At 60.3% G+C, this 19491-nt stretch carries 17 protein-coding genes and 2 pseudogenes; 11 read left to right on the top strand and 8 right to left on the bottom strand.

What is annotated here, in order from left to right; translation table 11 throughout:
- Positions 1–35 precede the first annotated feature (35 nt).
- The 3 genes from betI to betA are packed head-to-tail and all read left to right on the top strand — an operon-like array spanning position 36 to position 3791.
- Positions 36–629 carry a transcriptional regulator BetI gene (gene betI, locus ABLV30_RS09100; RefSeq protein ID WP_038424198.1) on the top strand — a complete coding sequence of 198 codons (594 nt, stop codon included), beginning with the start codon at positions 36–38 and terminating at the stop codon, positions 627–629.
- Positions 630–639: 10 nt separating this feature from the next.
- Complete coding sequence (gene betB / locus ABLV30_RS09095) at positions 640–2112, top strand: betaine-aldehyde dehydrogenase (protein WP_265801608.1); 1473 nt, start codon at positions 640–642, stop codon at positions 2110–2112.
- 14 nt (positions 2113–2126) lie between these two features.
- Complete coding sequence (betA, locus tag ABLV30_RS09090) at positions 2127–3791, top strand: choline dehydrogenase (RefSeq protein ID WP_265801610.1); 1665 nt, start codon at positions 2127–2129, stop codon at positions 3789–3791.
- Positions 3792–3843: 52 nt separating this feature from the next.
- Here betA and ABLV30_RS09085 read toward each other — a convergent pair whose 3' ends face one another.
- Positions 3844–4539, bottom strand: a complete 696-nt coding sequence (locus ABLV30_RS09085; RefSeq protein WP_014228336.1) for a GNAT family protein — start codon at positions 4537–4539, stop codon at positions 3844–3846.
- 209 nt (positions 4540–4748) lie between these two features.
- On the opposite strand from ABLV30_RS09085, the gene ABLV30_RS09080 reads away from it, so the two are divergent.
- The 5 genes from ABLV30_RS09080 to ABLV30_RS09060 all read left to right on the top strand — a co-directional run bounded on the left by ABLV30_RS09080 (position 4749) and on the right by ABLV30_RS09060 (position 9884).
- Positions 4749–6317, top strand: coding sequence for an ABC transporter substrate-binding protein (locus ABLV30_RS09080; protein ID WP_025107051.1), 1569 nt, complete (start codon positions 4749–4751; stop codon positions 6315–6317).
- A gap of 164 nt (positions 6318–6481) precedes the next feature.
- Positions 6482–7531 carry an ABC transporter permease gene (locus ABLV30_RS09075; protein ID WP_048263530.1) on the top strand — a complete coding sequence of 350 codons (1050 nt, stop codon included), beginning with the start codon at positions 6482–6484 and terminating at the stop codon, positions 7529–7531.
- On the top strand, positions 7531–8364 hold the full coding sequence (locus ABLV30_RS09070) for an ABC transporter permease (protein ID WP_025107053.1): 834 nt from the start codon (positions 7531–7533) through the stop codon (positions 8362–8364). The genes ABLV30_RS09075 and ABLV30_RS09070 overlap by 1 nt, the downstream gene beginning before the upstream one ends.
- Positions 8357–9193 carry an ABC transporter ATP-binding protein gene (locus tag ABLV30_RS09065; RefSeq protein ID WP_122117723.1) on the top strand — a complete coding sequence of 279 codons (837 nt, stop codon included), beginning with the start codon at positions 8357–8359 and terminating at the stop codon, positions 9191–9193. The genes ABLV30_RS09070 and ABLV30_RS09065 overlap by 8 nt, the downstream gene beginning before the upstream one ends.
- Positions 9180–9884 (top strand): ABC transporter ATP-binding protein, encoded by a 705-nt coding sequence (locus ABLV30_RS09060; RefSeq protein ID WP_025107055.1) that lies wholly within the window; start codon positions 9180–9182, stop codon positions 9882–9884. The genes ABLV30_RS09065 and ABLV30_RS09060 overlap by 14 nt, the downstream gene beginning before the upstream one ends.
- Before the next feature lie 108 nt (positions 9885–9992).
- On the opposite strand, the gene ABLV30_RS09055 is transcribed toward ABLV30_RS09060, so the two are convergent.
- Complete coding sequence (locus ABLV30_RS09055; protein ID WP_038424195.1) at positions 9993–11330, bottom strand: aspartate aminotransferase family protein; 1338 nt, start codon at positions 11328–11330, stop codon at positions 9993–9995.
- 182 nt (positions 11331–11512) lie between these two features.
- Here ABLV30_RS09055 and ABLV30_RS09050 point away from each other — a divergent pair, with 182 nt between their 5' ends.
- Positions 11513–12277 carry an SDR family NAD(P)-dependent oxidoreductase gene (locus tag ABLV30_RS09050; RefSeq protein WP_032748618.1) on the top strand — a complete coding sequence of 255 codons (765 nt, stop codon included), beginning with the start codon at positions 11513–11515 and terminating at the stop codon, positions 12275–12277.
- A 591-nt stretch (positions 12278–12868) separates the two neighbouring features.
- Here the strand turns inward: ABLV30_RS09050 and ABLV30_RS09045 are convergent.
- Genes ABLV30_RS09045 through ABLV30_RS09030 form a run of 4 tightly spaced genes read right to left on the bottom strand, consistent with a single transcriptional unit; the run spans position 12869 to position 15844 of the window.
- Positions 12869–13630 carry an amino acid ABC transporter ATP-binding protein gene (locus ABLV30_RS09045; protein ID WP_014228328.1) on the bottom strand — a complete coding sequence of 254 codons (762 nt, stop codon included), beginning with the start codon at positions 13628–13630 and terminating at the stop codon, positions 12869–12871.
- Positions 13623–14288: an amino acid ABC transporter permease gene (locus ABLV30_RS09040; RefSeq protein ID WP_025107058.1), complete on the bottom strand. Its 666-nt coding sequence runs from the start codon at positions 14286–14288 to the stop codon at positions 13623–13625. The genes ABLV30_RS09045 and ABLV30_RS09040 overlap by 8 nt, the downstream gene beginning before the upstream one ends.
- A gap of 14 nt (positions 14289–14302) precedes the next feature.
- Positions 14303–14944: an amino acid ABC transporter permease gene (locus tag ABLV30_RS09035; protein ID WP_004100025.1), complete on the bottom strand. Its 642-nt coding sequence runs from the start codon at positions 14942–14944 to the stop codon at positions 14303–14305.
- Positions 14945–14992: 48 nt separating this feature from the next.
- A complete protein-coding gene (locus ABLV30_RS09030; RefSeq protein ID WP_004848610.1) occupies positions 14993–15844 on the bottom strand; it encodes a transporter substrate-binding domain-containing protein in 852 nt (283 codons plus the stop codon).
- Positions 15845–16078: 234 nt separating this feature from the next.
- Here ABLV30_RS09030 and ABLV30_RS09025 point away from each other — a divergent pair, with 234 nt between their 5' ends.
- Positions 16079–17545, top strand: coding sequence for a PLP-dependent aminotransferase family protein (locus tag ABLV30_RS09025; RefSeq protein ID WP_014228326.1), 1467 nt, complete (start codon positions 16079–16081; stop codon positions 17543–17545).
- A 31-nt stretch (positions 17546–17576) separates the two neighbouring features.
- On the opposite strand, the gene ABLV30_RS09020 is transcribed toward ABLV30_RS09025, so the two are convergent.
- Together ABLV30_RS09020 and ABLV30_RS09015 are read right to left on the bottom strand one after the other, a co-directional pair.
- The gene (locus ABLV30_RS09020) at positions 17577–18224 is read right to left on the bottom strand and encodes a LysE family translocator (protein ID WP_025107060.1); all 648 of its coding nucleotides are present in this window, start codon (positions 18222–18224) and stop codon (positions 17577–17579) included.
- Positions 18225–18499: 275 nt separating this feature from the next.
- Positions 18500–19072 (bottom strand): annotated as a pseudogene (locus tag ABLV30_RS09015) (aminotransferase class I/II-fold pyridoxal phosphate-dependent enzyme); the annotation flags it as partial.
- Between ABLV30_RS09015 and ABLV30_RS09010 the strand changes: the two are divergent.
- Positions 19023–19364, top strand: a pseudogene (locus tag ABLV30_RS09010) (DMT family transporter); the annotation flags it as partial. The pseudogenes ABLV30_RS09015 and ABLV30_RS09010 overlap by 50 nt on opposite strands.
- Between the last annotated feature and the right edge of the window lie 127 nt (positions 19365–19491).

Genomic DNA, 19491 nt, shown 5'->3' with positions numbered 1-19491 from the left:
ATAGATAAACAAAGCTGATGAATGGAGTCTGAGAAATGCCCAAACTGGGGATGCAACCGATACGGCAGCGGCAGCTGATTGACGCCACCCTGGCCGCCATCAATGAAGTGGGAATGCACGATGCCACCGTCGCGCAGATCGCCCGGAGGGCTGGCGTATCAACCGGCATCATCAGCCACTATTTCAAGGATAAGAACGGCCTGCTGGAAGCGACGATGCGCGATATCACCGGCCAGCTGCGCCAGGCGGTGTTGGGCCGTCTGCACGCCCTGCCCGGCGCCGGCCCGCAGGAACGCCTGCGCGCCATCGTGGCGGGAAACTTCGACGACAGCCAGATAAGCAGCGCGGCAATGAAGGCCTGGCTCGCCTTTTGGGCCAGCAGCATGCATCAGCCGATGCTCTATCGCCTGCAGCAGGTCAGCAGCCGGCGACTGCTGTCGAATATCGTCTATGAGTTTCAGCGCGCCCTGCCGCGCGAAGAGGCACAGGAGGCCGGATACGGTCTCGCCGCGCTGATCGACGGGCTGTGGCTACGCGCGGCGCTGAGCGGTAAACCGCTGGATAAAGCCCGCGCCGAAACGCTCGCCGAGCACTTCATCAGCAAATATCTGCCACCGACTTCTCACTAATGGAGGACCCATGTCCCGAATGGCCGAACAGCAGCTTTACATCGACGGTGGTTATGTTTCCGCCACCAGCGGTAAAACCTTCGAGACGATTAACCCTGCCAGCGGGGAAGTGCTGGCGACCGTCCAGGCCGCCGGCCGCGAAGACGTCGACCGGGCGGTAAAGAGCGCCCAAAAAGGGCAAAAAATCTGGGCGGCGATGAGCGCCATGGAACGTTCGCGCATTCTGCGTAAAGCGGTCGATATTCTGCGCGATCGCAACGATGAACTGGCGCGTCTGGAGACTCTCGATACCGGCAAACCGCTGAGCGAAACCGCCGCCGTCGATATCGTCACCGGCGCCGATGTGCTGGAGTACTACGCGGGCCTGATCCCGGCGCTGGAAGGGAGCCAGATCCCGCTGCGCGACAGTGCATTCGTCTACACCCGCCGGGAACCGCTGGGCGTCGTCGCCGGGATCGGCGCCTGGAACTACCCGATCCAGATCGCCTTGTGGAAATCAGCCCCGGCGCTGGCGGCCGGTAACGCGATGATCTTTAAGCCGAGTGAAGTCACCCCGCTCACCGCCCTGAAGCTGGCGGAAATTTACCGCGAGGCGGGACTGCCGGCGGGAGTATTTAACGTGCTGCCGGGCACCGGCGCCGAAACCGGCCAGTATCTCACCGAGCACCTGGACATCGCCAAAATCTCCTTTACCGGCGGCGTCGCCAGCGGCAAAAAAGTGATGGCCAACTCCGCCGCCTCCTCGCTGAAGGAAGTCACCATGGAACTGGGCGGTAAATCGCCGCTGATCGTCTGCGAAGACGCCAACCTCGACCTCGCCGCCGACATCGCGATGATGGCTAACTTCTATAGCTCAGGACAGGTCTGCACCAACGGCACCCGGGTATTCGTTCCGGCGCGCCTGAAGGCGGCGTTTGAAGAGAAAATCCTCGCTCGCGTGGCGCGTATCCGCCCTGGCGATCTGTTTGCTGAAAGCACCAACTTCGGGCCGCTGGTGAGCTTCCCGCACCGCGATAACGTGCTGCGCTACATCGCGATCGGCAAGCAAGAAGGCGCGCGCCTGCTCTGCGGCGGCGAGGTGCTGAAAGGCGAAGGCTTCGACCGCGGCGCGTGGGTCGCCCCGACGGTGTTTACCGACTGCGATGACCAGATGACCATCGTCCGCGAAGAGATCTTCGGCCCGGTGATGTCGATTCTGAGCTACGACGATGAGGAAGAAGCGGTTCGCCGCGCCAACGCCACCGAATACGGCCTCGCCGCCGGCGTCGTCACGCCGGATTTAAACCGCGCCCATCGCCTGATTCATCGGCTGGAGGCCGGGATCTGCTGGATCAACACCTGGGGCGAATCCCCGGCGGAGATGCCGGTCGGCGGCTACAAGCACTCCGGGATTGGCCGCGAAAACGGCGTGCAGACGCTGCACAGCTACACCCAGATAAAATCCATCCAGGTTGAGATGGGTCAGTTTCAATCCATATTTTAACCAGGAGGTCATTTTTGCAGTTTGACTACATTATTATTGGTGCCGGTTCCGCCGGCAACGTACTGGCTACACGACTGACGGAAGATCCCCAGACCACCGTCCTGCTGCTGGAAGCGGGCGGCCCGGATTACCGTTTCGACTTCCGCACCCAGATGCCCGCCGCGCTGGCCTTTCCTCTACAGGGTCGGCGCTATAACTGGGCCTACGAGACCGAGCCTGAACCGCATATGAACAATCGCCGCATGGAGTGCGGACGCGGTAAGGGCCTCGGCGGGTCCTCGTTAATCAACGGCATGTGCTATATCCGCGGCAACGCTATGGATCTCGATAACTGGGCCTCGGCGCCGGGGCTTGAGCACTGGAGCTACCTCGACTGCCTGCCCTACTACCGCAAAGCGGAAACCCGCGATATTGGCCCCAACGACTACCACGGCGGCGACGGCCCGGTCAGCGTCACCACGCCAAAGCAGGGCAACAATCCGCTGTTCCACGCGATGATTGAAGCCGGCGTACAGGCCGGCTACCCGCGCACCGACGATCTTAACGGCTATCAGCAGGAAGGGTTTGGCCCCATGGATCGTACCGTTACGCCGCAGGGACGCCGCGCCAGCACCGCGCGCGGCTATCTCGACCAGGCGCGCGCGCGTCCCAATCTGACCATTCGCACCCATGCGCTGACCGATCGCATTATTTTTGCCGGCAAACGCGCCGTCGGCGTCGAGTGGCTGGAGGGCGACAGCACGGCGCCGTCAAACGCCACCGCCAATCAAGAAGTGCTGCTCTGCGCGGGCGCCATCGCTTCGCCGCAAATCCTGCAGCGCTCCGGCGTCGGCAGCCCGGAACTGTTGCGCCAGTTCGATATTCCGCTGGTTCACGCCCTGCCCGGCGTCGGCGAGAACCTGCAGGATCATCTGGAGATGTATCTGCAGTACGAATGTAAAGAGCCTGTGTCGCTCTACCCGGCGCTGCAGTGGTGGAACCAGCCGAAAATCGGCGCCGAATGGCTGTTCGGCGGGACCGGCATCGGCGCCAGCAACCAGTTTGAAGCGGGCGGATTTATTCGCAGCCGGGAAGCCTTTGCGTGGCCGAATATTCAGTACCACTTCCTGCCGGTCGCGATTAACTACAACGGCTCAAACGCGGTGAAAGAGCACGGATTCCAGTGCCACGTCGGCTCCATGCGCTCCCCAAGCCGCGGCCACGTGCGTCTGAAGTCGCGCGACCCGCACGAACATCCGGCGATTCTGTTTAACTATATGTCCAGCGAACAGGACTGGCAGGAGTTCCGCGACGCGATTCGCATTACCCGCGAAATCATGCATCAGCCGGCGCTGGATAACTATCGCGGCCGGGAGATCAGTCCGGGGGCGGAGTGCCGGAGCGATGCCGAGCTGGATGAGTTTGTGCGCAATCATGCGGAAACCGCCTTCCATCCGTGCGGCACCTGTAAAATGGGCTACGACGAGATGGCGGTGGTGGATGGCGAAGGTCGGGTTCACGGGCTGGAAGGCCTGCGCGTGGTCGACGCCTCGATTATGCCGCAGATTATTACCGGCAACCTTAACGCGACCACCATCATGATTGGCGAAAAAATGGCTGACGCCATTCGCGGCCGTCAGCCGCTGCCGAAGAGCACCGCGGCGTATTACGTGGCGAACGGCGCGCCGGTTCGCCGGTAAAAGTAAGCACCCTAACCCTCTCCCTGCGGGAGAGGGTTAGGGTGAGGAAAAACTAGCGAAAATCTTCCAGCCGCTTTAGCTGCCGTCCATCAGCATCAAAGTTCTCCGGCGCCAGCCACGCCCGCAGCGCCGCGTCGCGCGCGGGCCATTCGCTATCGATAATCGACAGCATATCGCTATCGCGGGTTCGTCCTTTGCGCACCATCCTCTGACGAAGACGCCCCTCCCAGGTAAACCCCAGCCGGTCGGCGGCGCGGCGGGAGGCGAGATTCATCGAATCGCACTTCCACTCCAGCCGACGATAGCCGTGAGCAAAACCATTTTGCAGCAGCAGCCACACCGCCTCGGTCCCGAGCGGCGTATTTTTCATCGCCCGCGACCAGGTGACGTGCCCTATCTCCACCGTGCCCATCGCCCGCTCAATCGCCATATAGCTGACCAGCCCGACGGCCCGCTCGGCGCGCAAATCGATGACCGCATACGGCACCAACCCGTCGTCCATAACCTTACCGGTGATCCAGTTCGCCGTTGACTCCACGCTCTGTGGGCAGGTGCTGGCAAGCCAGGTCCAGTCGCTGTCGTCGCCGAGGGCATAGGCGGCAAACAGATCCGCCGCGTGCCGCTCGGTATCCAGCGGCTCCAGCCGGCAAAAACGGCCATTTAACGCCGTGCGGCGCAGAAGTCCCGCGCCCTGCCACCCTGGCACGCGATCGTTGACCTGCTGACCAAATTCATTAATTTCCGGCACGCTTATCTCTCCCGTAGTGTTATCAAATTGTTATATCAAGAAAGGCGAATGGCCGGAAGATGCCCGGTACGATCGATCGTCATAACCCCTTGGTCTTGCTTATGCTTTTTAAGCATAAACTTAGCCGATCTTTGACTTTACGCCCGTAATTAAGCGGCCTAACGTAGCGAAACATCAATAATCACAATAACTTTTTTCAGGGATCGCATATGACTAAAAAACTGCTGCCGCTGCTGGTGCTCGCCGCGTTATCCGCCGCCGTTCACGCCGCCACGCCGCCGGGGACCCTGGTGGTCGCGCAGGGCCTCGACGATATCGTCAGCCTCGACCCGGCGGAAGCCAACGAGCTCTCCAGCATCCAGACGGTACCGAGCCTTTATCAGCGCCTGGTGCAGCCGGACCGCGATAACCCTGAAAAAATCACCCCGATCCTGGCCGAAAGCTGGCAGGCCGATCCGGCGGCGAAAACCCTGACCATCAAGCTAAAGCCCGACGCCAAATTCGCCTCCGGTAACCCGCTGCGCCCGGAAGATGTCATTTACTCGTACACCCGCGCGGTCATCCTGAACAAATCGCCGGCGTTTATTCTTAACGTCCTCGGCTGGCAGCCGGATAACATCGCCAGCCAGCTGAAGAAGGTAGACGACCATACCCTGGAGCTCCGCTGGACCGCCGACGTCAGCCCGGCGGTGGCGCTGAATATTCTCTCAACGCCGATCGCCTCTATCGTCGATGAGAAACAGGTCGCCCCGAACGCCAAAGATAGCGACTTCGGTAACGGCTGGCTGAAAATGCACTCGGCGGGCAGCGGCGCGTATAAAATGCGGGTCTATCAGCCGCATCAGGCCATCGTGCTGGAGGCCAACAGCAGCGCACCCGGCGGCGCGCCGAAGCTGAAAAGCATCATTATTAAGAACGTTCCGGACCCGGCCTCACGTCGTCTTCTCATCCAGCAGGGTGATGCCGACGTGGCGCGCGATCTCGGCGCCGACCAGATTGCGGCTCTGCAGGGTAAACCGGGCGTCAAGGTCCTCAGCATCCCTTCCGCTGAGCAGAACTATCTGGTCTTTAATACCGGCAACAGCGCCAACCCGCTGCTGAAAAACCCGGCCTTCTGGGAAGCGGCGCGCTGGCTGGTGGATTACAACGGCATCACGAAAGATTTGCTGAAGGGGCAATATTTCGTCCATCAGAGCTTCCTGCCGGTCGGCCTGCCGGGCGCGCTGGACAATAACCCATTTACATTCAACCCGCAAAAAGCCAAAGATATCCTCGCTAAAGCGGGCATCAAAGAGGCGCATTTCACCCTCGACGTCGAAAACAAGCCGCCGTTTATCACCATCGCCCAGTCGATGCAGGCGAGCTTCGCCCAGGGCGGCGTGAAGGTGGATTTGCTGCCGGCCGCGGGTAGTCAGGTCTATGCTCGCGTGCGCGCCAAACAGCATCAGGCGGCGATTCGGCTGTGGATCCCTGACTATTTCGATGCCCACTCTAACGCCAGCGCCTTTGCGTACAACGACGGTAAATCCAGTACCGTCGCCGGGCTAAACGGCTGGCAGATCCCGGAGCTGAATAAAGCGACCCTGGCGGCAGTCGCCGAGCCGGACGCAGCGAAGCGCCTGGATCTGTATAAAAACATGCAGGAGGCGCTGCAGCGCAGTTCGCCTTACGTGTTTATCGATCAGGGTAAAACCCAGATTGTGGTTCGCGATAACGTGAAGGGTTATCAGCAGGGTCTCAATGCCGATATGGTCTGGTATGACCGGGTAACCAAATAACGCCTGGGGCAGGTACGATCGGGTAGCCCGGACAGGCGCAACGCGCCGCCTCCGGGAACGCAGGCCCCGATACCTTATGTTTTCCCGGTGGCGCTGCGCTGACCGGGCTACAACAACAGATCGCGCCAGCTGATAACACTGTACTTTTTACCAACGGAATAACCATGTCTGCTGTGTTACCCCCCCGAGCAGAGCGGCGCGCAAAACGCCCCCTGCTCGCGCTGTTTCAGGGACTGCTGACGCTGGCCCTGACGCTGCTCGGCCTGCTGCTGGTGACCTTTGCGCTCTCGGCGCTGTCGCCGGTTGATCGGGTGCTGCAAATCGTCGGCGACCACGCCAGTCAGTCCACCTATGATCAGGTACGTCACCAGCTCGGCCTCGACCAGCCGTTGCCGCTGCAGTTCTGGCGCTATCTGGTGAATCTCGCCCACGGCGATCTCGGTATCGCCAGCTCAACCGGCCAGCCGGTGCTGCACGACCTGCTTGCCGCGTTCCCGGCCACCCTCGAACTGGCCACGCTGGCGTTGATTATCGGCGCGCTGTCGGGCGTTATCGCAGGCGTTCTCTGCGCCCGCTACGTCGGCTCGCCGTGGGATCTGGCGATGCGCACCTTTACGCTGCTCGGCAACTCGGTGCCGATCTTCTGGCTCGGTCTGCTGATGCTGGCGCTGTTTTACGCCAAACTGCAGTGGACGCCGGGGCCGGGGCGGCTGGACGATATCTATCAGTACACCGTCGAACCGCGCACCGGCTTTGCGCTCATTGATACCTGGCTCTCGGGTGATAAAGAGGCGGTTAAAAACGCCGCCGGGCACCTGCTGCTGCCGGTGCTGCTGCTGGCCTATTATTCTCTGGCGAGCATCACTCGCCTGACCCGTTCCGCCTGCCTGAGCGAAATGAACAAAGAGTACATCCTGCTGGCGCGCGCCAAAGGGGCCAGCGAGCTGACCATCCTGCTGCGCCACGTGTTGCCGAACATTCGCGGCACGCTATTAACGGTGATCGCCCTGGCCTATACCGCCATGCTGGAAGGCGCGGTGCTGACCGAAACCGTCTTCTCCTGGCCGGGAATTGGCCGCTATCTGACTACCGCGCTCTTTGCCGGCGATACCACGGCTATCATGGGCGGTACGCTGCTGATCGGCGCGAGCTTTGTGCTGATTAATCACCTCACCGACCTGCTGGTGCGGCTGACCGACCCGAGGATACGCTGATGCCGGGCTATCTGTTTTTACGCCGCCTGCGCCGCTCTCCCGCCGCCTTTTGCGGCCTGATCATCATTACGTTACTCCTGCTGATTGCGCTCTTTGCGCCCTGGCTGGCTCCGCTCGACCCGAACTGGCAGGACGCCGCCGCGCGGCTGCAGGGTCCGGGCCCGCGGCACTGGCTCGGCACCGACAGCTACGGCCGCGATCTTCTCTCAAGGCTGATTTTCGGCGCCCGTCCGGCGCTGGGGCTGGTCGCGCTGGTGACGGCGATTACGCTCCCCGCCGGTCTGCTGGTGGGGATCCTGTCCGGCTATTACGGCGGCTGGCTGGAACGCGTGCTGATGCGTTTTACCGACGTGGTAATGTCGATGCCGCGGCTGATTCTGGCCTTCGCGTTTGTCGCGATGCTCGGCCCGGGCCTGGTGAACGGCGCCCTGGCGCTGGCGCTGACGACCTGGCCCGCTTACGCCCGTCAGGCGCGCAGCGAAATTCAGCGCTTGCGCCATAGCGACTATCTGGCGGCGGCGGAGATGATGGGCATTCGCGGCCGGCGTCTGCTGATAGGTCATATTCTGCCGCTCTGTCTGCCCTCGGCCATCGTCCGGCTGGCGCTGGATTTAGCCGGGATTATTCTCGCCGCTGCCGGTCTTGGCTTCCTCGGCCTCGGCGCCCGCCCGCCAATGGCGGAATGGGGCGCGATGATCGCCGACGGCATGCAGGTCATTTTCGACCAGTGGTGGATCGCCGCCGCCCCTGGCGCCGTTATCCTGATCGCCAGCCTGGCGTTTAACCTGCTGGGCGATGGCCTGCGCGACGTTCTGGAGCCGCAACATGACTGATACTCGCCTGATCGTTCAGGGTCTGACCATCGACTATCCCACCGCCAGAGTGGTGGACCATTTAAGCTTCACGCTCGGCAACGAGCGGCTGGCGCTGGTCGGCGAATCCGGCTCCGGTAAATCCATGACCGCCCGCGCCCTGATGGGGCTGGTCCGCCGGCCCGGCGTCGTCAGCGCCGAGGCGCTCAACGTGCTGGGGCGCGACGCATTAACCCTTCGCGAACGCGGCTGGCGCGAGCTACGCGGCAACGATATAGCGATGGTGCTGCAGGACCCGCGCTACGCGCTCAATCCGGTAAAAAGCATTCAGGCGCAGCTGGAAGAGGCATTAACTCTGCATCAGCGCCTTAGCCGCCGCGCGCGGCTGGAGGCAGTCAAAGCCGCCATTGCCGCCGTCGGTCTGGATTTACCGGTGCTCAACCGTTATCCAGGCGAACTCTCCGGGGGGATGGGCCAGCGGGTGATGATTGCCCTTGCGCTGCTCAATAATCCGCAGGTGCTGATCGCCGATGAGCCCACTTCAGCCCTCGATGCCCGGCTGCGCAATCAGATCCTCGAACTGCTGGTAGAGCAGTGCGAACAGCGGCGGATGGCGATGCTGTTGATTAGCCACGACCTGCCGCTGGTGGCCGAGCACTGCCAGCGGGTGCTGGTCCTGTATCAAGGGGAAAAGGTCGATGAGATGGCGGCGCGAGATCTGCCGACGGCGACGCATCCCTACACCCGTACGCTCTGGACCTGTCGCCCGGCCGCGCAAACTTACGGTCAGATGCTGCCGACCCTCGACCGAACCCTGAACTTGACGGAGGCGGCGCATGGCGGTCGTTAATCTCAAGGATTTACAGGTTATTTTTGGCGAAAAAACCGCGGTGTCCGCCGCCAGCTTTGCCGTTGACGCGGGAGAAACGTTCAGCCTGATCGGCGCATCCGGCTGCGGAAAATCAACGATTCTGCGGGTATTAGCCGGGCTGCAGCGGGACTGGCGCGGCCGCGTTGAACTGTTTGATAAGGCCATTACGCCGGGCCTGCGTTTTCAGGGCGAGCTGCGGCGCAACGTACAGATGGTGTTTCAGGACCCGTACGCTTCGCTGCATCCCAATCATACGCTATGGCGCACGCTGGCGGAGCCGCTGAAAATTCACGCTATCGGCGAGATCGAACATCGGGTGTCCACCGCCCTGCAAGAGGTGGGGCTGCCTGCCGACGCCGCGCGCCGCTATCCGCACCAGCTTTCCGGCGGCCAGCGCCAGCGGGTGGCGATTGCTCGCGCGCTGCTGCTGCGGCCAAAGATTCTGCTGCTGGATGAGCCAACGTCGGCGCTGGATATGTCGGTGCAGGCGGAAATACTGAATCTGCTCAATCGGCTAAAGCAGGAGCACGGAATGACCTATCTGCTGGTCAGCCACGATGCCGATGTGATTGCCCATATGTCGGACCGGGCGGCGTTTATGGCGGAAGGCGTGATTCAGCGCTTCTTTGACCGCGAAGCGCTGGTGAACGGCGAACATCGGATAGGCTGAAAACCCGCCCCCGCTCGCGCTACGCTTAGCGGGGCTACGGGTTCGCCGCCATCTGCGAGAAGGTCGCCCGGGTAAGGCATTTACGCCGCGACCCGGGAAATCATCCCCTTATTTCGCCAGGCTCGCGAAGCGGGCGAATACCGCATCAAAAATCGCCAGCCCTTTTGCCACCTGTTCGGCGCTGATGGTGCACGGCGGCACCACGTGAATGCGGTTCTCCACCACAAACGCCAGCAGGCCGGCTTCGGTTAACGCGCCTTTAATGGCCGCCATATCGGCAGCGGTCAGCGGAGTTTTCCGCTCGCGGCTGCTGACCAGCTCCAGCGCCTGGAACAGACCGCGGCCGCGTACGTTGCCGATAATCGCGTGCTTCTCCGCCAGCGCTTCCAGCCCCGGACGCAGCACCTCGTTGCCGATGGTCGCCGCGTTCTCCACCACCTTCTCTTCCTTCATCGCGTCAATGGTGGCGACAATCGCCGCCATCGCCAGCGGATGGCCGGAATAGGTCAGCCCCCCGGCAAAGAAATGGTCATCAAAGTAGCGGGCGATTGGCTCGCTAATCAGCACGCCGCCGGCCGGGACGTAGCCGGCGTTAACCCCTTTGGCGAAAGTCACCAGATCCGGCACCACGCCATCCTGCTCGAAGGCGAACCAGCTCCCGGTACGACCAAAACCGGCCATCACTTCATCGAGGATCAGCACAATGCCAAACTCGTCGGCCAGCGCCCGCACGCCCTGCATATAGCCCTCCGGCGGGACAAGAATCCCGGCGGTGCCAGGAATCGACTCCAGCAGAATCGCGGCTATCGCGTTCGGGCCTTCGCACTCGATCATCCGCCGCAGATGGGCCAGCGCGCGCTGGCACTCCTCCTCTTCCGTCGTGGCGTTAAATTCGCTGCGGTAGAGATAGGGATTAAAGAAGTGCACGTGACCGCGTGAATACTCATTCGGCACGCGGCGCCAGTCGCCGGTGGCGGCAATCGCGCTGCCGGTATTGCCGTGATAGGAGCGATAGGCGGAGAGCACTTTATCGCGCCCGGTATAGAGCCGCGCCATACGGATGGCGTTCTCGTTGGCGTCGGCGCCGGCGTTGGTGAAGAACACTTTGCTAAAGCCTTCCGGCGCCAGCTCGACAATCCGCTTCGCCGCTTCGCCGCGGGCGAGGTTGGCGGTGGCGGGCGCGATGGTCACCAGCTCTTCCAGCTGGGCTTTCATCGCCGCCAGCACGCGAGGATGCTGATAGCCAATGTTGACGTTGACCAGCTGGCTGCTGAAATCCAGGTAAGTATTGCCTTCGTAATCCCACAGCTCGCAGCCTTTTGCCCCGGCGATCACCAGCGGATGTAAATTGCCCTGCATCGACCATGAATGAAACACATAAGCGCGATCCAGCTGCCGAACTTCATCATTGCTTATCGCTACCTCGTTCTGTAGTGCCAGCTTCATACCCTGCCCTCTCTCATGTCGTTGTTGTTGGCCTCATCATTGGCCGTGCGGGGGAGAAACGGATAGAGCCAGTCAGGCGAAAATGATGTGACACCGTGTCACATCGCCGCGCGCCGACTGGCCCTGTGCCCGCACGCGCGCGGTTTTTATAGTGGGAGCGACAACCTGCACAGGAGAATGAAATGGCAACGAGCAAAGTGGTGTTTATTACCGGGGCGACCTCGGGATTTGGGGAAGCAGCGGCGCAGGTCTTCGCCGATGCGGGCTGGTCGCTGGTGCTGAGCGGACGCCGCTTTGAGCGGCTGAAGACGCTACAGGATAAGCTCGCCTCGCAGGTGCCGGTGCACATTATCGAACTCGACGTACGCGATAGCGATGCGGTGGCCGCGGCCGTGGCGGCGCTGCCCGCGGGCTTCGCCGATATCACGACGCTGATTAACAACGCCGGGCTGGCGCTGTCGCCGCAGCCCGCGCAGAAAGTGGATCTGGACGACTGGAAAACGATGATCGACACCAACGTCACCGGGCTGGTCAACGTGACCCACGCGCTGCTGCCGACGCTGATTAACCACGGCGCGGGGGCGAGCATCATCAATATTGGCTCTATCGCCGGGCAGTGGCCCTATCCCGGCAGCCACGTCTACGGCGCCAGTAAGGCTTTCGTGAAGCAGTTCAGCTATAACCTGCGCTGCGATCTGCTCGGGACCGGGGTGCGCGTGACCGATCTCGCGCCGGGCATTGCCGAAACGGAATTTACCCTGGTGCGCACCAAAGGCGACCAGGCGGCGTCGGACAACCTGTATCGCGGTACCACGCCGCTGAGCGCGCGGGATATTGCCGAACAGATGTTCTACATCGCCACGCTGCCAGACCATATGAATATCAACCGGGTCGAGGTGATGCCGGTGCGTCAGGCCTGGCAGCCGTTCGCCATCGATCGGGATTAAGGTTTGGTAGAGCGGAGAGGCGCGTAAGCGCCGCCTCCGGGAATGGTAGCCCGGACAGGCGCGATAAGCGCCGCCTCCGGGAAAGTGTGCAGGGGTTCCGTTCACTATTATCCCGCAGAAAATGTCTCACCGTGGTAGGTGAACGGGTAAAGGGGGAGAAAACCGTCTCCCCCTTTACAATCCCCGCGGTCCCGCAAAGAAATCGGTGCTGCGCACTGCGCTCACCTCCCGGTCCTCAGCCTGCGGTTCGCCGATTTCAGCGGGGGCCAGGGCATCGCTGCATCTCACGTTGTTTCAGAAATATCCCCGCTGTTGTATGAAACTCTCCCGGAGGCGGCGCTTGACGCGCCTGTCCGGGCTACTCGATCTGCCTCCCTCAGGCACCGGGCCCGGAAATCCCGGGTCGCGGCGTAAACGCCTGACCCGGGCTACTCCCCTGCATATCACGTTGTTTCAGAGGCATATCGTAGCTGCACGAACACCGTCCCGGAGGCGGCGCTTATCGCGCCTGTCCGGGCTACTCCCCGCTGACGGCTGGAAACCCGTAGCCCCGGTAAGCGCAGCGCGACCGGGGAGAACGGCCGCTGATGCTTACCGACTGCTCTGCAAAAACTGCCTGACGCGCTCGGAATCCGGGTTGGTGAAAAACTTCTCCGGCGGCGCTTTCTCAATCAACAACCCCTTCTCTAGAAACACCACCTCATCCGAGACCTGGCGCGCAAAATCCATCTCGTGGGTCACCACCACCATCGTGTAGCCCTCGGCGGCCAGCGCCTTCATCACACCCAGCACCTCGTTGACCAGCTCGGGGTCCAGCGCCGACGTCGGCTCATCAAACAGAATCACCTCCGGCGACATCGCCAGCGAACGGGCAATCGCCACCCGCTGCTTCTGTCCACCGGAGAGCGTAATCGGGTAAACGTCGGCTTTATGCGCCATCCCCACTTTCTCCAGCTGCTGCATGGCGATAGCTTTCGCTTCATCACGCTTCATCCCCTTCACGTGCAGCAGCGCTTCGCTGACGTTCTGCTGCACCGTCAGGTGCGGCCACAGGTTAAAGCTCTGAAACACCATGCCAACCCGCTCGCGGATTTTCGACAGCTGGCGATGGGACATCGCGCGGCCATTATGCTCATCAATCCCCAGCCGCTGGCCGCTGATGCGGATCTCGCCGCGATCCGGCTGTTCCAGCCAGTTCATGCAGCGCAGCAGCGTCGATTTACCCGACCCCGACGAGCCGAGAATGCTCACCACGGTCCCCTTTTCTACCGTCAGGTTGATATCACGCAGAACTTCCACGTTATCAAACTGTTTAGAGACGTTTTTGACGCTTACAGCAGTAGTATCAGACATGACTCATTCCTCTTCTGACTCCCCAGGCGCTCAGGCGTTTAATCAGCAGCTCCACCAGGATGCTGATCGCCCAGTAGAGCCCAATCGCGACGATAAAAGCGTTAAACGGGATAAAATAGGTGGCCTGCACGCTGTTAGCCGCGGCGGTTATCTCCTGGACGGTGATAATGCTGAGGAAAGCGGTATCTTTCAGGCAGATAATCAGCTGGTTCCCCATCAGCGGGAGCGCGGAAGAGAGAATATTGGGCAGAATAATGCGGCGGAATATTTTGTAGCGCGAAAACCCCTGCGCGACCGCCGCCTCGATATAGCCACCGGAAAATACCCGCCGCTGGCTGCGCAAAATCTCAAAGAAATAGGCGCCGTGGTAGATAATTAAGGCAATTAAGCCGGCGGTCCAGGGCTCCATACTAATCCCCACTTGCGGCAGCCCGTAATAGAGCAAATAGGCGAGGATCAAAAAGGGAATCGCCCGCATTAAGCTGACAAAGGCAATAATAAGCCGGTTAAGGGTTTTCTTTTGATATTCGCTTAAATAGCACAGGACAACGCCGATAATTAATCCGGCAATTGCCGCGGTAATAAAAAGTTCAAGGGTGGCGAGTAAACCGGCAATAAAGCTGTCGCGCACCGACCAGATAACGGCCCACTGATTCATAGCACCTCCCGTATTTATCGTGCCAGACGCTTCGCTTTACGCTCGGCCATTCCCTGCAGTTTCAGCAGCAGGCCAATAATCACCACGTACAGCAGACCCGCCGCCAGAATCGGCGAAAGCGGTTCATAGGTGACCGAAGAAATCCGGTTGGTGACGCGCGTCAAATCCACCACGCCAATCACCGCAATGGCCGGACTGCCCTTAATCAGGAACGACATCTCGTTAACCAGCGCGGGCAGGCTTTCAATCCACATCTGCGGCAGCATGATGTAGCGGAAGTAGGCCCAGCGGCGCATCCCGACCGACTCCGCCGCTTCCCGCTGTTCGCGGGGAAAAGTGCGAAAGGCGTTGCGCCATATTTCGGCGTTAAAGGCCGAGGTATTGAGCGTCAGCGCCACTATCGCTGCGACGTTTTTGTCGAGGTTAATCCCGACGGTCGGCAGAGAAAGAAACAGGAACAGCACCAGCGTGACCAGCGGCGTCGCGCGGGCGAGGCTGATATAGACCACCAGCAGCTGATCGATAACCGGAATGCGCAGCATGCGCACCAGCGCAATTAGCAGGCCAATCACCACCCCAAAGGCAATGGCGATGGCCGAAATCCAGAGGGTCGTCCATGCGCCTTCAATCAGTAACTGCCAGGAAATTGCATCCATGAAGCCCTCCTTCACTCAACGGGCGGCGGTTACCCGCCGCAGAACGCATTACAGACCGGCCAATTTATGGAACTGTTCCGGGCTGGTGATTGGCACGTTCGGAAGATCGTCATAGGTTTCGCCAAACCACTTTTTCTGGAGTTCCGCGAGCTTGCCGGTCTCCTTCATGTGGTTCATAAACTTGGTCATATAGGCCAGCAGCTGCGGCGAGTTTTTCGGGATCGGCCAGGCCATATAGCCCGGGCCGGATACCGCCAGACCTTTGGCGAACACCTTCGGCTTGGCCTTCGCCAGGTCGTTGACCGAGATAACCACGTTAATCACGTAGTCCAGGCGTTTGTTGGCAAGATCGGCGTAGGCTTCCGGGTAGGAGGGATACTCCACCACCGGCCCCAGCTTACCGCCGGTTTTCTCCAGCATCGCTTTCAGTTCCGGCAGCCTTGCCAGCAGCGCGCTGCCCGCCTGTACGCCCACCTTTTTCCCGCTCAGTTCGGCAATGGTGTTCAATGAATTATCGCCCGCGCGTTTGACAAAATAGTGCTGCGCTGACGCCCACGGCGGCGTGAAATCAAAGACCTTGAGACGATCGTCGGTAATTACCGCGCCGGTTAAGGCCATATCGTATTGCCCGGTAGAAACCGCCGCCAGTAATCCGGTCCACGGCAAAATGCTCTGGTCGACGTTGAATTTCGCGTATTTGCGTAATTCATCGAGCATATCTTTGTTGAAGCCATCCGCCTGGCCGTTATTCATAAAGTTAAAAGGCGCGTAATCATCTTCGGTTGCGACTTTCAGGGTGCCGGATTTTTCTATTTCCGGAAGATCCGCGGCGGCTGCGTGATAAGAAAAGGCCATCGCCATGATGGCACCCAGACAAATTGAACCTAATGATTTTTTCATTAATTCACCCCTAATTAATTCGCCAGACGTGTTCACTCCAGAACATGAAAAGGTTTTGCAAAATATGTGCCGACGGAAGTTCCGGTCCGCGACTGATGAATACGTTTTTACTGTAGGGAGCGTTTTAAATTTCCGGATAGAGCCAGATTCACCGCGCGGATGTGTCAGTCATTCTCAGGGTGGTATGGAATTTGCTCCAGTGTCTGTACTGTGCGTTTGAGTAAGGAGCCAGGCATGATCCGACACCTGTTACACGTTGATTTCGACCCGCGCCGCGGTTTGCAGGAGCAGGTGCGCGAGACGCTGATTAACGCCATTCTGGGCGGCATTTTTTCCGCCGACACGCCGCTCCCCTCCTGCCGCCAGCTGGCCAGCCAGCTGCGGGTCTCGCGCAACACCACGGCGCTGGTTTTTGAAGGGCTGGTTAACGAGGGATACCTCGTGAGTCGCCCGCGCAGCGGTTATTACCTGCATCCGGATTACCAGCACGCCAGCCCCTCTTCGGCGCCGGAAGCTGCACCGCAGGACGAGGGTTCTGCACCACGCTGGGGCACGCGGCTGCAAATCACCCCCAGCCAGCAGGAGTCGATTCTGAAGCCGGCCGGCTGGATGAACTACCGCTATCCGTTTATCTACGGCCAGCCGGATACCCGCCAGTTCCCGCTGGCGACCTGGCGCTCGGCGGCAAACTGGCTGCACGGCGGGGTGCGCGACCCGGAGTGGGTGGTGGATCACATCGATCGCGACGTGCCGATGCTGATTGAGCAGATCCGCACCCGGGTGCTGCCCAAACGCGGCATTGTCGCCTCGCCGGACGAGATTCTGATTACCCTCGGTTCGCAAAACGCGCTGTACCTGCTGACGCGCCTGCTGATGTCATCCAGCACGCGCGTTGGCGTGGAGAATCCCTGCTTTCGCGAGGCTATTAACACCTTTCTGCTTGCCGATACCGATATCGTGCCGCATCCGGTGGATGAACAGGGGATCGTCCTCAACGACGCCCCCTGCGATTACTACTACGTCACCCCCGGACACCAGGTGCCAACCGGGGTGGCGATGAGCAAAGCGCGGCGCGACCAGCTGCTGGAGCATGCCGCTCGCCATGATGCGGTGATTATTGAGGACGATTACGACTCTGAAAGTAACTTTATGCTCAACCCGCTGCCGGCGCTGAAGGCCAGCGATCGCTGCGGAAGAGTGATCTACGTGAGCAGCCTGTCAAAAGCGCTATCGCCGGGCCTGCGGCTGGGCTTTATGGTCGCTGACCCGGATCTGATTGACGAAGCCCGGGCGCTGCGGCGGCTGGTGTATCGTCATCCGCCGACCAATATTCAGTATCAGATGGCCCATTTCCTCGCCCAGGGCCACTATGAAACCCACCTGCGGCGCTACCATTACGACTCTGCCCAGCGCTGGGACCGTCTCAACAACGCGCTACAGCAGCATCTGCCGGAGTGCCGCATCATCCCCGGCAGCGAACACGCCAACGCGTTCTGGCTGGCCACGCCGGAGCAAATCAACACCCAGCAGCTGACCTGGCGCGCCGCCCACGCCGGGGTGCTGATTGAGCCCGGCGCGCGGCATTTTCTCAGCGACGCGCCGCCGGCTAATTTCTTCCGGATGGGGTTCCACGCCATTCACCCTGACGCCATCGAACAGGGCGTGGAGGTACTGCGCGGCCAGCTGGCGCAGATGGGCTGAACGCAGGGCCCCCAGCCTTAACGCGGCGGCCTCACGATGATAGCGACAAATAAGGATGAACGGCGGAAACAATAAGACCGACGGCAAAACACACAAACACGATGCCACCGGTTTTATTCAGCTTAACAAAGGCATTCCCGGACGACATTTTCGTTTTTACGCTGTGTGCGAAAAGGCCGTAGAGTGAATGAATGACAACCACCAGAATACAGAAGGTTATCGACAGCACGCTGAACTGCGGAATAAAGGGCTGCTGCGGATGAATAAACTGGGGAAACAGCGCCATAAAAAACACAATGGGTTTGGGATTAAACAACGACACCAGTACTCCCTGACGAAACCGCTGGCTGGCGGAAGGCATCGTTGAATCGGCAGAAGAGAGAGGTTGATTCAGCGCGCGGGGCACCGAGCGAAAGAGCTTTACGCCCAGATAGATCAGATAGGCCGCCCCAACCCCCTTGACTATCAACAGCGTCAGCTGAGAAGTGGTAATCATCACGCCAACGCTGCTGGCAGCAATAATCGATATGACGCCCATCCCCACCGCCACGCCGATAATCCCCGCCATTGCATTACGCAGATTATAATTCAGGGTGTTGGTCAGCGTCAGAAGCACTCCTGGCCCGGGGCTGGCAATGGTCAGGCTGGCAATCAGTATATAAAGATAGAGCTGCTGCATTGAAAAAGGATCCTGTACAGAACAGGGCGCGGCTCCGCCCCTGAAATGATTAACAACGTCGTATCTTCAGGACGTGCGCTCGCTCAGCGTCAACAGCACAACCGTACTTGATGTGTTTTGTACACTACCGTAACAATTTTATATTGTCATCAAATTTAAAATTAACCCTATAAATCATAATAATAAAAAACAAACATTTATTTTAAGACTATTAACCCGCTATTTACCCCATAAAACGTTACTAATAAGTCACCCTATCGCTCGCCGCCGAAACGCTAGCGATATTGCTCATACTCCACGGCTTCGCGAACCTGGACTAGCGCCGCGCGCAGGCTATCGAAGGGAACGGAGCCGAGGGCGATGCGGATCGCCTGCGGAACGTTCGCTGTAACGCAAAAAGGCTCGGCGGTCGACACGGAAATATGGCGCTCCATCAGCGTTTTCGCCAGCCGATCGGCCCGACTCTCCTCGCCCAGAGGCAGCCAGACAAAATACGAATCCGGATGGCTGACGAAGGGAAGCGCGCCGAGAACCTCACGGGCACCCCCCTGCCGCCGCCGCGCATCCTGGCGTTTCTGCGCTTCAAAACGCGCCACCGTGCCGTCTTCAATCCAGGCGCAGATCAGCGAACTCACCAGCGAAGGGGTGTTCCACGTGGTGGCCCGTATAGCGCGCTCAATCTCCGGCCGATAGCGGGACGGGCAGACAACCGTCCCCACGCGCAGTCCGGTGGCGACGTTTTTCGAAAAACCGGTGATATAAACCGTGCTTTCCGGCGCATAGCTGGCCACCGGCGGCGGCGGATGGCAGGTGATTAGCTGGGCGCTGATTATGGCGCTGCCTTTTATGCTGGTGGCCTCGTGGATAACCCGGCCAGCGTCATGGGGCGCTATATCGCCTTCCGCCTGGATCGCGCTCGGCTATGTGTCGCTCTTTAGCATGCTTATCGGCTTTATTTTCTGGTACAAAGGGCTCGCCGCTGGCGGTATCGCCGCCGTCGGCCAGCTCCAGCTATTACAGCCGTTCTTCGGGCTTGGCCTGGCGGCGGCGCTTTTGCATGAAACCGTCAGCCCATTGATGCTGGCCGTGACGCTGGGCGTGATTCTGTGCGTTATCGGTTCGCGCAAATTTGGCAGCTAGCCTGTATTGCCCTTGTAGCCCGGAAATCCCGGGTCGCGGCGTAAACGCCTTACCCGGGCTACCGCCCCGCAGACGGCTGGAAACCCGTAGCCCCGGTAAGCGCAGCGCGACCGGGGAGAACGGCCTG

The organism is Klebsiella sp. CN_Kp113 (genome assembly GCF_040064585.1).
Classification (GTDB): Bacteria; Pseudomonadota; Gammaproteobacteria; order Enterobacterales; family Enterobacteriaceae; genus Klebsiella; species Klebsiella michiganensis.
Note: the sequence above shows the minus strand (reverse complement) of the source record. Positions and strands in the feature narration are given on the sequence as shown.